Source organism: Nocardioides sp. 31GB23 (assembly GCF_040012395.1).
Lineage (GTDB): Bacteria > Actinomycetota > Actinomycetes > Propionibacteriales > Nocardioidaceae > Nocardioides > Nocardioides salarius.
Genome location: NZ_JBDYKJ010000099.1, coordinates 1 through 13,748, shown reverse-complemented (window position 1 = coordinate 13,748; position 13,748 = coordinate 1). Strand labels below are relative to the sequence as shown.

The 13,748-nt window shown below is 69.8% G+C and carries 17 protein-coding genes; 16 read left to right on the top strand and 1 reads right to left on the bottom strand.

Annotation, left to right across the window (positions count from 1 at the left end; genetic code table 11):
• Positions 1–315: 315 nt before the first annotated feature.
• The 8 genes from ABKW28_RS21465 to ABKW28_RS21430 all read left to right on the top strand — a co-directional run bounded on the left by ABKW28_RS21465 (position 316) and on the right by ABKW28_RS21430 (position 4,639).
• On the top strand, positions 316–744 hold the full coding sequence (locus tag ABKW28_RS21465; protein WP_224280486.1) for a hypothetical protein: 429 nt from the start codon (positions 316–318) through the stop codon (positions 742–744).
• A gap of 79 nt (positions 745–823) precedes the next feature.
• Positions 824–1,696, top strand: coding sequence for a F510_1955 family glycosylhydrolase (locus ABKW28_RS21460; RefSeq protein ID WP_348613128.1), 873 nt, complete (start codon positions 824–826; stop codon positions 1,694–1,696).
• Positions 1,693–1,920: a hypothetical protein gene (locus ABKW28_RS21455; protein WP_348613126.1), complete on the top strand. Its 228-nt coding sequence runs from the start codon at positions 1,693–1,695 to the stop codon at positions 1,918–1,920. Before ABKW28_RS21460 ends, ABKW28_RS21455 begins: the two co-directional genes overlap by 4 nt.
• Positions 1,917–3,383: a multicopper oxidase family protein gene (locus ABKW28_RS21450; protein WP_348613124.1), complete on the top strand. Its 1,467-nt coding sequence runs from the start codon at positions 1,917–1,919 to the stop codon at positions 3,381–3,383. The genes ABKW28_RS21455 and ABKW28_RS21450 overlap by 4 nt, the downstream gene beginning before the upstream one ends.
• An 87-nt stretch (positions 3,384–3,470) precedes the next feature.
• Positions 3,471–3,728 carry an SHOCT domain-containing protein gene (locus tag ABKW28_RS21445; RefSeq protein ID WP_348613122.1) on the top strand — a complete coding sequence of 86 codons (258 nt, stop codon included), beginning with the start codon at positions 3,471–3,473 and terminating at the stop codon, positions 3,726–3,728.
• Positions 3,729–3,822: 94 nt separating this feature from the next.
• Complete coding sequence (locus ABKW28_RS21440; protein ID WP_224280479.1) at positions 3,823–4,011, top strand: hypothetical protein; 189 nt, start codon at positions 3,823–3,825, stop codon at positions 4,009–4,011.
• Positions 4,012–4,236, top strand: a complete 225-nt coding sequence (locus ABKW28_RS21435) for a DUF305 domain-containing protein (RefSeq protein WP_204797285.1) — start codon at positions 4,012–4,014, stop codon at positions 4,234–4,236.
• 58 nt (positions 4,237–4,294) lie between these two features.
• Entirely contained in the window at positions 4,295–4,639 is a 345-nt protein-coding gene (locus ABKW28_RS21430) for an NADH-quinone oxidoreductase subunit A (RefSeq protein WP_193667655.1), read from the top strand.
• 125 nt (positions 4,640–4,764) lie between these two features.
• On the opposite strand, the gene ABKW28_RS21425 is transcribed toward ABKW28_RS21430, so the two are convergent.
• Complete coding sequence (locus ABKW28_RS21425) at positions 4,765–5,280, bottom strand: hypothetical protein (protein ID WP_348613120.1); 516 nt, start codon at positions 5,278–5,280, stop codon at positions 4,765–4,767.
• On the opposite strand from ABKW28_RS21425, the gene ABKW28_RS21420 reads away from it, so the two are divergent.
• From ABKW28_RS21420 to ABKW28_RS21385, 8 genes are all read left to right on the top strand, one after another.
• Positions 5,272–5,979 carry a hypothetical protein gene (locus tag ABKW28_RS21420; protein ID WP_348613118.1) on the top strand — a complete coding sequence of 236 codons (708 nt, stop codon included), beginning with the start codon at positions 5,272–5,274 and terminating at the stop codon, positions 5,977–5,979. The genes ABKW28_RS21425 and ABKW28_RS21420 overlap by 9 nt on opposite strands.
• A complete protein-coding gene (locus tag ABKW28_RS21415; RefSeq protein WP_224280473.1) occupies positions 5,972–6,937 on the top strand; it encodes a complex I subunit 1 family protein in 966 nt (321 codons plus the stop codon). Before ABKW28_RS21420 ends, ABKW28_RS21415 begins: the two co-directional genes overlap by 8 nt.
• Before the next feature lie 2 nt (positions 6,938–6,939).
• Entirely contained in the window at positions 6,940–7,503 is a 564-nt protein-coding gene (locus ABKW28_RS21410; protein ID WP_224280471.1) for an NADH-quinone oxidoreductase subunit J, read from the top strand.
• Complete coding sequence (locus ABKW28_RS21405) at positions 7,500–7,802, top strand: NADH-quinone oxidoreductase subunit K (RefSeq protein WP_193667652.1); 303 nt, start codon at positions 7,500–7,502, stop codon at positions 7,800–7,802. The genes ABKW28_RS21410 and ABKW28_RS21405 overlap by 4 nt, the downstream gene beginning before the upstream one ends.
• A gap of 8 nt (positions 7,803–7,810) precedes the next feature.
• Positions 7,811–9,736 (top strand): proton-conducting transporter membrane subunit, encoded by a 1,926-nt coding sequence (locus tag ABKW28_RS21400; protein WP_348613116.1) that lies wholly within the window; start codon positions 7,811–7,813, stop codon positions 9,734–9,736.
• A gap of 2 nt (positions 9,737–9,738) precedes the next feature.
• Positions 9,739–11,229: an NADH-quinone oxidoreductase subunit M gene (locus tag ABKW28_RS21395; protein ID WP_348613114.1), complete on the top strand. Its 1,491-nt coding sequence runs from the start codon at positions 9,739–9,741 to the stop codon at positions 11,227–11,229.
• Between the two features lie 16 nt (positions 11,230–11,245).
• Positions 11,246–12,652, top strand: a complete 1,407-nt coding sequence (locus ABKW28_RS21390) for an NADH-quinone oxidoreductase subunit N (RefSeq protein WP_348613112.1) — start codon at positions 11,246–11,248, stop codon at positions 12,650–12,652.
• Positions 12,653–13,394: 742 nt separating this feature from the next.
• Positions 13,395–13,748 (top strand): transposase (locus tag ABKW28_RS21385; protein ID WP_348613110.1); only part of this gene is annotated, 354 nt, incomplete at its 3' end.

Below are 13,748 nucleotides of genomic sequence, written 5' to 3'. Positions count from 1 at the left end.
AGCCAGAAACCTAGACAGAGAACGGCGTGCGCCACATCAGGCCACGCTCAGCGACCCACGGAAGGGTCACAAGAGCCTGAAAAGGGCCGTCCTGGACTATGACGCGCGACGTTGTCGCGCTGCGGACACGGCTCGTTGGAACTCGGGATCGTTGTGAAGCGTTCGCAGCCGACGTCAAAGGCGGTCTTCCTTCTTGACGAGTGCCGATGGCACGTGATCGCTCCTCGGGTCCGGCGGCGCTGCCTGCCCTCACAGCGGCAGGATCAAGGTGCCTGGCTGGCGGCCGGGTGTGGCTGTGCCTAAACTCAGGATGCGATGACTCTTGCCGACCGCACCTTCCCGGGAGCCGTGAGGACGCGGCTTCCGCTGGTCGTCCTCCTGTGCGCAGTCGCGCTCGGAATCGTTGGCATGCACGGGCTGGCGTCCGGGCCGGACTCCGGCGAGCACGTCGGGCACCACGCCGCCCCGACGATCATCATGACCACCGACACCACGGTGGGCGTGGTCGCATCCCTCGGCGTCGTTGCCGGGGACGAGGCGCCGCCGGCGGAAGACGGGGGGTTGCTCGCGCTGTGCCTGATGATGCTCACGCCCGGTTTGGCGCTGGGCTTGTGGCTGCTCGCTATTGCGGCACGTGGCGGGGGATGGCGTCTGCTGCGTCTGATGACGGGGGTCGTCGACGCGCTCGACGTGGCGGGGCTGCCACCGCCGTTCGAACGACAGCTGACCGTACTCCGGATCTGATCAGGCACACCGGCGCACCACCCGCATGGGTCCGGTGCGTCTGTCCTGCCCGTCATTCGATCTCATTTGGAGTATGCGCATGTGCGCGACGCGCAAATCGCTGAGTCTGTCTTCTGGTCTCCCTCTGGTCGTCGGCCTCTCCATGGCCGCCGCCCTGCTCGCCAGCTGTAGCTCTACAGAGAACCCGACCGCCTCGGCCGCCGCGGCGGCCGAGGAGGAGTTCGGCCATATCCACTCTCTCGACGTGAACCCCGCGGACGACACGCTCTACGTCGCGAGTCATCACGGGGTGTTCGCTCTCGGTGCCGACGGCTTCGAGCGTGTGGGGGAGGAGCGTTTCGATGCGATGTCGTTCACCATCGCCGACGCGGACCGCTTCCTGATGAGTGGTCACCCCGAGCCGGGCGCCGGCGGACCCGCGCACTTCGGACTCTCCGAGTCGACAGACTCCGGTCGGACGTGGAGGTCGCTCTCGTTGGAAGGGGAGGCGGACTTCCATGCGCTCGAGGCGGCCGGTGACCGCGTGTACGGGGTCGACTCTCAGAGCGGGCGCCTCATGTCCACCGAGGACGGCAGGCGGTGGCGCGACCTGGGCCAGTTACCCGCCGCCGACGTGGCTGCCCATCCAGGCAACTCCGATCTTGTGCTGCTGACCGATGGCAGCGGCTCGCTCGTCCGACTCCAGGTCTCCGGGTCTCCCGAGCTCGTGCAGTCCGCGCCGCGGTTGTTGCTCCTGGACTGGGACAGCGAGGACCTGCTGGTCGGGGCCGGCCCCGAGGGGTCGGTCTACCGCAGCGACGACGGTGGGGACTCCTGGCGGGAGGTCGGATCACTCCCGGACGTGCCTTACGCGCTGACCGCCACCGAGTCGCGGTGGTATGCCGCCACGGAGGGCGGCGTCCTCGTGTCCACCGATACTGGTGCCACGTGGTCCGAGGTCGGTCGCCCATGATCGCGTTGTTCTACGGAGTGCTGCTGGTCCTCGGCGTCGTGCTACTGGCGGTGACGGCGGTGCGGGTGCTGGCAGGAGGCCTCGAAACCGATTCGGGCCGGCCCGGTCGGCCGAGCGGGACCGGTGGTGCCCGACAGATCCTCGAGAAGCGGTACGCGGCAGGCGAGCTGAGCACGGAGGAGTACCAGCACCGGTCGCGCGTCCTGAAGGAGGGGCAATCGTGAAACCGATCAGCCGACGCACGGCTCTGACGATGGGCGGTGCCGGCCTGGTGGGCACCGTCGTCGGTGGCACGGGCCTGTGGCGAGAGCTGTCCACCTCGGTCCTGGACCCCGTCGCCGGGGAACTGTTCACCGAGCCCGAGGTTCTCCGGAGCAAGGGCGGACTGCTGGAGGTACGGCTGGAGGCTGCGCTGGGCAGCCACGAGGTCGCCGGCCGGCGGGCCACGACCATGGGGTACAACGGCGGTGTGCCGGGCCCCACGTTGCGGCTCCGCCCGGGCGACACGTTCCGGGTGGAGCTGGTGAACCGGCTCGATCGGGTCACGAACCTGCACGTGCACGGGCTGCACGTCTCACCCGAAGGCAACGGCGACAACGTGTTCGTCGCTGTCGAACCGGACCAGGCGCATCGTTACGAGTATCGGTTGCCCGACAACCATCCACCAGGCGTGTACTGGTACCACCCGCACCACCACGGCACGGTCGCGGACCAGGTGTTCGGCGGACTCTACGGCGCCATCATCGTGGAGGACGACGACGAGATCACCGTCGACCGGGAACGGGTCATGGTCGTCTCCGACATCACCCTGGACTCCGGCGGCTCACTGGTCAGCCCGTCCACCATGGAGCAGATGATGGGCCGCGAGGGTGAGCTCGTCCTGGTCAACGGTGCCGCAAAGCCGGACCTCAAGGGTCGATCAGGTGAGCGTGAACGGTGGCGCGTCGTGAATGCCTGCACCGCCCGCTACCTCGCGTTGAGACTGCCAGAACAGCGGGCTCGAGTGGTCGGTCGCGACCTGGGTCGGCTGCCCCGGGACATGGGGTTGGAGGACGTCGTGCTCGCCCCCGGGAACCGGCTCGACCTGGTGGTCGACCTGTCCGAGGGAAGCAGCGAGCTCACCGCGATGCCGGTCGACCGTGGCGGCATGATGGGCCAGATGATGGGTGGGGGCCCGATGTCAGGCGGTGACGGGCCGGTGACGCTCGCCCGCCTGGGCGTTTCCGCGAGCGGCAACCGAGCCGCGGGTGGGATCCCGCCTGGCCCGGCTGTCCGCGACCTGCGTGAGGCTGACGTCGATGGTCGTCGGTCGATCACCTTCCAGATGGGCATGGGCGGGATGATGGGCGGCGGCGACGGTCCGATGAGCTTCACCTTCGACGGTGAGGAGTTCGACGCCGACCGGATCGACCAGCAGGTGGGGATGGGCACGGTGGAGGAGTGGACCATCGGCAATGACAGCCCGATGGACCATCCCTTCCATCTGCACGTGTGGCCGATGCAACTGCTGGAGGTCGACGGCCGCGAGCTGTCTGAGCCGGTCTGGCTCGACGTGGTGAACGTTCCCGCCCGCAGCCAGGTCAAGGTCCGGGTCGCGTTCGAGGACTTCGGCGGTCGGACCGTCTACCACTGTCACATCCTTGACCACGAGGACCGCGGAATGATGGGCACCGTCCTGGCCAGGTGACCTTGCGGCGGTCGCCGTCCAGAGCGGGTCGCCTGACAACACAGCGGGGCCGACAGGCTCCAGGGATCGGAAAGAGAGGTGAGACCCATGTATGGCAGCGGAGGGGGCACGGGCTGGATGTGGTTCATCTGGCCGATCATGATCCTGGTCATCGTCCTCGTCGTCGTGCTGCTGGTTCGCGGCAGCGGCGGAGGCACGAACCGCGGCAGTGGCAGCGCGCCTGGACCGGGGACCGGGAGAACTCGAGTGCAAGCGATCCTCGACGAGCGCTACGCCCGTGGCGAGCTCACCGACGAGGAGTACCAGGGCCGTCTCCGTCAGCTCCGAGGTGACAGCGACCGATAGGCGCAGGCGGAACCATTGCGCCGGATCACCGACGACAAGCTCCGTGTCACAACCGGCGATATGGATAAGTATCCCCGATGAGAGGAGTCCCAGCATGACCACGAAGTCCGAGAAGAACCAGTCCTCCGAGCACGAGCAGCACAAGAAGCACGTCGGCTTCATGTGGGGGATGATGTACAAGAACGTCAAGGTCAACGTCGCCATCATCGTGGCCGCGCTCGTCGTGGGAGGCTCCGCGTTGTGGCTGTCCCGGTCGCAGACGTTTGTGCAGGACGAGTCCTAAATGAAGGGCATGATCCCGCACCACTCGATCGCGATCCTCACCAGCGAGCGGTCCGAGATCGAAGACGTGCGTGTGCGCAAGCTGGCCGACGAGATCATCAAGGCTCAGCGCATCGAGATCGCCGAGATGAAGTGGCTGATCGAGGACATCGAGAAGAACGGTGCCGCCACCCCCGAGGAAGAGGCCAAGCAGCGCCCCGTCCCGGACTTCGAGGCCAGCCCCTGAGCACGGATCCCCGTCCATAGTCAGCCGGTGGCGACGATCTGAACGCGAGAGGAGAGTCATGTACGCAGGGGTTGTCGTGATGTCGAGCGCGGTCGGGGTACTCGTACTCGGGCTGTACGCGCTGCACAGGCTCACCGCCGTAGCGCCAGACTCGCTAAACGTGCTTCCCTTCGAGTCGGGCTGGGCCCCCGCGCAGCACGCACTGTCGCGGTACCACGTGCGCTGGTACCTCGCGACGCTGCTCTTCCTCGCCTTCGACGTCGAGATGCTGTTCATGTATCCCTGGGCGGTCGTCGTCGCACAGGTCGGCGTGACCGCGGTCGTCGAGATGTTCCTCTTCCTGGCTGCCTTGTTCGTCGCCGTGCTCTGGGCATGGCGGGAGGGGGCACTGCGTTGGGTCTGAGTGACGCGCTCGCACGGAGCGCTTCCCGGCACGCTCACGCTCTGGTCGTCGAGGTGCCGGGCTCGTGGCGCACGCGAATGGCGGCGGAGCGCAACTTGTTCGCGCGAGGATGGCGGCTCGCCGACTCACCCGCGGACGCCGACGTACTCGTCGTGTGCGGCGAACCCGGGCCGGAGCTCGCGGAAGCGATCGAGGGCGTCTGGCACCAGATGCCAGGACCACGGGTGCGCGTGGACGTGCACGCGGGCGACGAAGTGGGTGCTCGACTGGACGAAGCACACACCGGCCTGCTCGACACCGACCACCACCGCCGTGACGCGCAGCAGCGACCCACCGCCTCCGAACTCCTCGCCGAGCACGCCGGACCTGGAGCCGAGAGTCATGGCGGCCATGGAGACATGGACCACGGTCCAGGTGACGGCCACGAGGGCATGGACCACGGCGGCCACGAGGGCATCGACCACGGCGGCGACGAGGGCATGGACCACGGCGGCCACCAAGGCATGGACCACGGCGGCGACGAGGGCATGGACCACGGCGGCCACCAAGGCATGGACCACGGCGGCCACGAGGGCATGGACCACGGCGGCCACGAGGGCATGGACCACGGCGGCCACGAGGGCCACGAGGGCATGGACCACGGCGACATGGAGACGTCCCCGGGAGGCATCCCTCTCGCGGAGGGCGGCGAGGACCGCGACGGCCTCGAGATGGACGTCTTGCAGGTGCGTTGCGGGCCTGTTCTGCCGCACTGGCCGGCCGGTCTGGTGTTGCGCTGCTCGCTTCAGGGCGATGTCATCGTCGAGGCACAGGCCGAGCTCGTCGACGGGCCTGCCCGCCAAGAGGACGAAGTCTTCAGGCCAGCCCGCGGCATCGACAACATCGCCTCGCTCCTGGCGTTGGCGGGGTGGGACGACGCCGCGGCAGAGGCCCGAAGGGTCCGCGACACCGCCCTGGAGTCCGGGGACGGAGCGGCGGGGTCGGAACTCGAGCGTCTGCGCCGGAGGGTCCGTCGTTCGTGGACGTTGCGCTGGTCGCTTCGAGGCGTCAGGCGGCTGAGCGACGAGGACGCCCACGCCCGGGGGTTGCCGGCCGACGCGGTCGGTGACACCTATGACCGGCTGATCGGCATGCTGGACCGGGCGGTCGCCGGTGTTGCCGCGACCGCCGCCGGTGACACCGGCAGTCGGACGAACGACGCCGGCCGGACACTCTCGACCGACCACCTGGCACATCTGGTCATGGGTCTGGATCTCGCCACGGCACGTCTGGTCCTCGCCAGCCTCGACATCCACGAGCTGCTCGCCCGACAGGCGGAGCACGAGGTGTCCCATGGCTGACCCGATGCCGATGACGGACTCGCCGATCACCACCGTGGCACCCGGCTGGGCGATTGCCGCGTTGGGGATTCTGGGTGTGTTGGCCGTAACCGCTGCCATGCTGGACGGTGCCCTCGCCGCGCGTGCGGGGGGTAAGCCGGGCGGGACGATGGCCGGGCCGGTCCGGCCGTTCGGTGAGGCGGCCCGGCTGATGCGGCAGCGGCGTCGTACCACCGTCGAAGCCGACCGGCTGTTGTGGCGCCTCGGGGGTGCCGGGCTGCTGGTAGTGGCGGCGCTGATGGTGACGGTCGTGCCGCTGGGGGAGTGGACCATCTTCGACCTCGACGTGGGGGTCATGTGGTTCAACGCCATGGACGTGATGGTCTGGGCGCTGGTGTGGTTGACCGGGTGGGGCGCGAACTCGGCACACGCACTGGTCGGCGGCTACCGGTTCCTGGCGCACGGGCTGGGCTACGAGCTTCCGTTGATGTTTGCCCTGGTCGCTCCGGCGATCGCCGCGGAGAGCCTGAACGTCGGCAGGGTCGCGGCGGCCCAGGACGGACTCTGGTTCGTGGCCTGGATGCCGGTGGCGTTCCTCGTCTACCTGCTCGGGGTCGCCGCCTTCTCGGTGTGGGGACCGTTCGCTCCGGCGATCGGCACGGACGTCGCCGGCGGGGCACGAGCGGAACTGTCGGGCGTGGACCGGCTGGTGTTCGAGGCGGGGCGATATGCGTTGCTGGCTGCCGGCGCCGCGTTCGCGGTCCCGATGTTCCTCGGCGGCGGCGCCGGCCCGCTGCTGCCGGACTGGGCCTGGGTGCTGGTGAAGACCGTTGCCCTACTCGCGGTCCTGGTCTGGCTGCGGCGGCGGCTGCCGGCCTTCCGGCCGGACAAGTTCATGGAGGTGGGCTGGATGCTGCTGCTCCCGGCCGTGCTGCTGCAGGACCTGGTCGTCGCCGTCATCGCTGTCGGGAGGTCGTGAACGTGATCACCGACATCGCCTTCTGGGGGATCGGGCTCGTCGCCGTGCTCGGCGGCGCTGCGGTCTTCTACGTCAACTCGATGGCGCGCGCGACGTACGCCCTCGCCCTGTCCTTCGTCGCGGTTGGCCTGCAGGTGCTCTTCCTGCAGCAGAACTACGTCGGCGTGGTGACGATCCTGATGATGCTCATGGAGATGGCCATCATGGCCGTCTACATGGTCATGTTCATGGGGATGAACCCCGCGCTGATGCCGATGAGCATGGTGCACAGCAACAAGACCGCCATCGCCGTCGCCCTGACCACGTTCCTGGCGCTCGCGACAGGCATCCTGATGGTCGACTGGCCCACCCGCCGGGGCAGCCCCCCGCCGGACGTCACGATGGCGCTGGGGGAGGCGTTGATGGGCCCGAAGATGCTGGTGATGGCCGTGATCAGTCCGGTGATGGTCGCCACGATCGTGGCTGGCGTCGTGCTGGCCGCGCACCGCACCCGCTACGACCGGTTCGGCGATGACCTGAAGCAGCGCCCCGCAGACGACCCCCAGCCGGGAGGTGTCGGCAGATGACCTTGGAGGCGACCCTGCTCATCGCCGCGGCGATCTTCAGCGTAGGGCTGTACGGCGCAATCTCCCAGCAGGTCGTGGTGATGGTGATGATGGGCCTGGAACTCATGATCAACGCCGTCATCCTCGCCGCTGCCGGCGTCTGGTGGTTCCTCGCGCCCGACCCGACCGGGCAGGTCCTCCTCATGGTGATCATCGCCGCGATGACAGTTGAGATGGCGATGGGCTTCGCGGTCGCCACGTTGCTGCATCGTGAGCGTGGCGCCGACATGACCGACATGGCCACGGACCTGTCGGGGTGACCGGGTCCATGGCCGAGACCGCACTCTGGCTGCTCGTACTGCTCCCCGCCGTGGTGGGCGGCGGGCTCGCCCTCTCCCGCCTCGAGCGGGCGGCGGCCGCCGTGTCGTTGGCCACGGCCTTCACCACGACCGCACTGTCGGTGGTCGTCGCCCTCGAACGTCCGAGGGTGTCAGTGCCGTTCATGGCCGGCAGCGACCTCGCCCTCGGGGTGGACGCCCTGTCCGCGCTGGTCGCACCGACGGTCGCGGTCGTGAGCCTGCTCGTGCTGGTGTTCTCGGCCGGTGAGATCCGGGAGTCACAGGCCCGGTTCCACGGACTCATGCTGCTCTTCGCCTCCGCCGCTCTCCTGACCGCGACTGCCGAGACGCTGCCCGCGCTGCTGTTCGCCTGGGAGGTGATGGGCGCGACGTCGTTCGCACTGATCGGATTCTGGTGGCGCGACGACCACCGGGTCTCCGCCGGCATCACGGCGTTCGTGACCACGCGCACGGCAGACGTCGGGCTGTACGTCGCGGCCGGTGCAGCACTCGCCGGTGGAGCCGGCCTGGCACTGGCCGACCTGCCCGCGGCCAGCGAGGGGTGGCGCCACGTCGTCGCGGCGGGTGTCCTGGTCGCGGCTCTCGGCAAGGCGGCCCAGCTCCCGTTCTCGTTCTGGCTGTCGCGCGCGATGGAGGGACCGAGCCCGGTCAGCGCACTGCTGCACTCCGCCGCCATGGTGGCCATGGGCGGATACCTGCTGCTGCGCACCGAGCCGCTGCTTGCCTCGACGAGCTGGGCCGCGCCGGCTGCTGCCTGGGTGGGCGCACTCACGGCGCTGCTGCTCGGCGCCGTCGCCGTGGCACAGCAGGACCTCAAACAGCTCCTCGCCGCCTCCACCTCCGCCCAGCTCGGGTTCGTGGTCATGGGCGCCGGGCTGGCCTCGGTGAGCGGGGGAGCGGCACACCTCGTCGCACACGCCTCGACCAAGGCGCTGCTCTTCCTCGCCGCCGGGGCCTGGCTCACCGCGCTCGGCACCAAGCAGCTCCCCGGCCTGCGCGGCGTGGCTCGGAGGTGGCGGCTGGTCGGCTGGGCCGCCACCGCCGGTGCGCTGTCCCTCGCGGGCGTCGCCCCGCTGGCGCTGTGGGCGACCAAGGACGCGGTCCTCGCCGCGGCGCTGGCAGAGTCACCGTGGCTCTACGCCGTCGGCCTCGCCGCGGCCGCGCTCTCGGCGGCCTACGCCGGCAAGATCATGGTCGTGCTGTGGCGGCACGTCCCCGACGCGGCGCGTGCCGAGGTCGAGCAGCACTACGACGAGGAGGAACCGGGCACCCGCCGCATCGGGATGCCCGAGCAGGCACCACTGGTCGTGCTCGCCGTGGGCGCGACCGTGCTCGGCCTCCTGGCGCTGCCACCCGTGGGTGACACGGTCGCCCGGGCGCTCGGCGAGGAGCCGCTCCACCCGACGCCGCTGGAGATGGCCGCGTCCGTCGTGATCGCACTGGCGGTGCTGGCGCTCGTGTGGTGGCGTCCGGTGCCGGAACCGCGCTGGGCCCTGGCCTGGCTGGGTCTCGAGCGCGCGACACAGGCCCTCGTCGTACGCCCGACCCTCGTCCTGGCAGAGGCGCTGGCGCGCTTCGACGACCGGATCCTGGACCGGGGCGTGGCCGGGTCCGCCGCGGTCGCGCTCGGCCTGGCGCGTCGGGCAGCGGCCTTCGACGACCGGGTGCTCGACGGTGCGGTCGAGACAACGTCCCGGGCGTCCCTGTGGGCCGCGGCAGGTGCGGCCCGTGACGACGACCGGTGGTTCGACGGCGCGGTCGAGGGGCTCGCTGCGCAGCTGCGCCGCCTCGGCCGGCTCGCACGTCGTCCACAGACCGGCCAGCTGCACCAGTACTACATCCAGGCCGTCGCGGTGCTCGCGATCGGCGTCCTGCTCCTCGTCACGGTGAGGTGAACGTGCTCAGTCTGATCGTCTTCCTGCCCCTGGCCGCCGCTCTGGCCCTGCTCGCGCTCCCGCGGCTCGGCGACGCGGCCGCACGGTGGACCTGGGTCGTGGTCGCAGCGACTGACCTCGCCCTCGTGGTCGCGGCATGGCTGCGCTACGAGACCCCCACCGCCGGACAACTCGCCTTCGAGGAGCAGGCCGCGTGGATTCCCGGCGTGAACAGCAGCTACCACCTCGGCGTCGACGGGCTGTCCCTGCCGCTGATCGCGATGACAGCGGTGATCTTCCTCGCCTGCGCGATCTTCGCGCTGCGCGAGACCGACCGCCCGCGTCTCCAGGCCGCGCTGTTCCTCTTCCTGCAGAGCGTCAGCATGGGCCTGTTCGTCGCCGCCGACCTGATCCTCTTCTTCGTCTTCTTCGACCTCTCGATCGTCGGCATGTACTTCGTGATCGCCGGCTGGGGACACGGCAACGCCGCCCGGTCGGCGATGAAGTTCTTCCTCTACACGTTCCTGGGCTCCCTGGCCCTGCTCGTCGGGTTCATCGGCCTCTACATCGCCGCCGACCCGCACACCTTCGACATGGTCGAGCTGGCCGAGCAGACCCCGCTCGCCGGGTCGTCGCTTACCGGTGGGCTGGTGCTGGCCGCGATCCTGGTCGGGCTGGCGGTGAAGACCCCGACCGTGCCGTTCCACACCTGGCTGCCCCCGGCCCACACGGACGCGCCGGCGATCGGCTCGGCGGTCCTGGCCGGCGTGCTGCTGAAGATGGGCACCTACGGGTTCGTGCGGATCGCCATGCCGATGCTGCCCGAGGCGTGGCGGGACTGGGCGTGGGTGATCATCGTCGTCGGCATCGTCTCCGTCGTGTACGGCGCCCTGGTGGCCCTGGCCCAGACGAACTTCAAGCGGATGGTCGCCTACACGTCGGTGAACCACATGGGATACATCGTCCTCGCCGTCGGCGCCGCAGGGCTCGTCGCCGGGGACACCTCGCTGGCCCGGTCCGTCGCGGTCACCGGTGCCGTCACGCAGATGGTCAGCCACGGCCTGATCACCGGTGCGCTGTTCCTCCTCGCCGGCGTCCTCCAGGACCGGGCAGCGACCTACGACATGGACTCCTACGGCGGCCTGGCCGGACCCGCCCCGCGGTTCGCCGCGTTCTTCGCCATCGGTGCCTTCGCCTCCCTGGGCCTCCCCGGGTTGTCCGGCTTCATCGCGGAGTTCCAGATCTTCACCGGCAGCATCGCCGCCGCCCCCGTCACCGCCGTCGCACTCGTCGGAATCCTCCTGACCGCGGCGCTGTTCCTCCGCGCGCTCCAGCGGATCTTCACCGGCGAGACCCGCGGCAGCTCGGTCGGTTTCACCGACCTGCGCGCCGCCGAGGTCTGGGCGGTCGCCCCGCTGCTCGTGCTCTCCCTGCTCATCGGAGTGTTCCCCCGCCCACTGCTCGCCGTCATCGAGCCCGCGGCCGAGATCGCCGTCGAGCTCGTCGGAAGGTAGGCCCGTGGGTTCCGACATGGCCATGCGGCCGCTCCTGCTGCTGCCGGAGATCGTGCTGTTCCTCGGCGGGCTCACGGTCCTGGTCAGCGGGTCCTTCCTCCCGCGGACCCGCCAGTGGGTCACCCGCGTCATCGCCGCGGCCGCGCTGGTCACCGCGGCCGCGCTGGCCGCGGTCGACCTCCCCGGCCCGGCCCAGCCGGCGATGGAGGGCACCTTCACCGTGGACACCACCACCGGGGTGGCGCGGATCGTCGCCGCCCTCGGCACGCTGATCGTCCTGGCGCTGGCCGCGGACGAGATCGCCGGCTCGCCGCGGGAGAGCGAGACCTACGCACTGCTGCTGTTCGCGACGACCGGCACGCTCGTCCTCGCCGGCGCCGACGACCTGCTCGTGGTGACCGTCGGGTTCCTGCTCGCGAGCATCCCGCTCTACGGCCTGATCGGCATCGCGCGCACGCCCCGCGGAGCCGAGGCTGCGATGAAGACCTATCTGCTGGGTGCCCTGTTCGGCATCCTGCTGCTGGTCGGTGTCACGCTCCTGTACGGCGTCTCCGCGACCACGTCGTACACCGGGCTCACCGACCGACTTGCCGAGGCGCCACAGGGCGTGGTCGCCGCGGGCGTCGTGGCCGTGCTGGGTGGACTGATGTTCAAGGCCGGCGGTGTGCCGGGACATTACTGGGTGCCCGATGCCGCCGAGGGCGCGGGCGGAACGGTGGCGGCCTTCCTCACCACCGTGCCCAAGATCGGCGCGATGGTCGCCGCCTACCGGCTCATCGCCATCCTCCCCGACACCCTTGCCTGGCCGCTGCTGGTCGCCGTCCTCGCGGTCGCCAGCATGACGCTCGGCAACCTCGCCGCCTACTGGCAGACCGACCCCCGGCGCCTGCTCGGCTGGTCCACGGTCAGCCAGGTCGGCTACCTGCTCGTGCCGGTCTCGGTCGCCGGGCGCAGCGACCTCGCCCTGCCCTCCCTGCTGCTCTACCTCGCCGGCTACACCGTCACCAACCTCGCGGCTTTCGCGGTGACGACTGCCTTCCCTGACCGTCGCGGCCTGGACTCCTACCGCGGCATGGGCCGAGCCCGGCCGTGGCTGGGCGCATCCCTGGTCGTGGCGCTGCTCGGGCTCGTCGGCACCCCGCCCACCGTCATCTTCGCCGGGAAGCTCACCACCACCGCAGCCGCCTGGGACGGCGGACTTGCCTGGCTGGCCGTGCTGGTGTTCGTGAACACCGTGATCAGCCTCTTCTACTACCTCCGGTGGATCGCACCCGTCTACGGCCGAGGGGAACCGCCCGCGCGAACCCTGCCAGGAGCGTTCGTCCCTGCTGCCTGGTCGGCGACGACGGCGGTCGTGACCGCCGGTCTCAGCGTCGCGCTCGGGATCGGAGCCGGCGCCCTCTGGGGTCTCTTCTCGGTCTGACCTGCATCCCGGGTGGGGACCCACCCCACGCACGGATCGGGAGGGTCAAGCCCCGGACGCCGGCCGTCGAGTCCCCGCGGAGCCCGCGCGGGAACGCCAGGTGCGGGATGATCCTTTCCCACGCGGCTTGCCGGGTCCCGACCGCATGGGGGTACTTCGTGCCCCAGACCGAGTCACGGCAGGTGTCGAACTCGGGTTGCGCGGCGGCCGACCCCCGGGAGAGCGCACCCGGGGACAGCCACCGTCCGCGGCGGGTAGATAGGTTTGAGCGCTTTCGCGAAGCCCGTGGGGTCCTTGTAGTAGACGCCCGATGCGAACGTCGAGCAGGCCCCATCGCCCAGCCACTCGGGTCCCCAGACGTGGTTGATGAGCTGGCGCTGGGTAAAAACGATCCTCGGCGGCTCAGACAGTGCGGCCAACACGTCGGACTCGGTACGCGTCGACGCCACGGGTTCACCAGCGAGCCAGACATCACGGCCGGGCCCGGTCGATGCTGAGCGCACCGAAGGACTCGGGCGGCCTGGATGCGTTTCCGTCGTGTGAAAGCGGGCGTGAACACCCGGAATGGGTAGGCAGCGAGTCCTGCGGGCTTCTTCAAGGAACCCTCGCACAACCGCGACCAGGCCTCCACGAAACCCGGGATTCAGGTTGCGCATGCCCGTCAACTCCTCGACGCCCGTGAACGGCCTCATGAATCGCCCCGGGTCTGATGGAGGCTCTCAATCCATGGAGGATGAGAGTCATGGCAGCACCCAGGAAGTACCCCGACGAGCTGCGTGAGCGAGCCACGAGGATGGCCGTCGAGCTCCGACAGGACCCCGAGACCAAGCACGGTGCGATCAATCGTGTGGCCGAGCAGCTCGGGATGCACCCCGAGACGCTGCGCAACTGGGTTCGACAGGCCGAGGTCGACGAGGGTGTCCGGCCCGGGACCACGACCAGCGACGCGCAGCGGGTGGCCGAGCTCGAGCGGGAGAACCGTGAGCTGCGTCGGGCCAACCACATCCTGAGGACGGCGTCGGCTTTCTTCGCGGCGGAGCTGTGCGCCACGAGGCGCTGTGTGTGTCGAGGGGTGGTGAGAGACCACCCTCGTTGG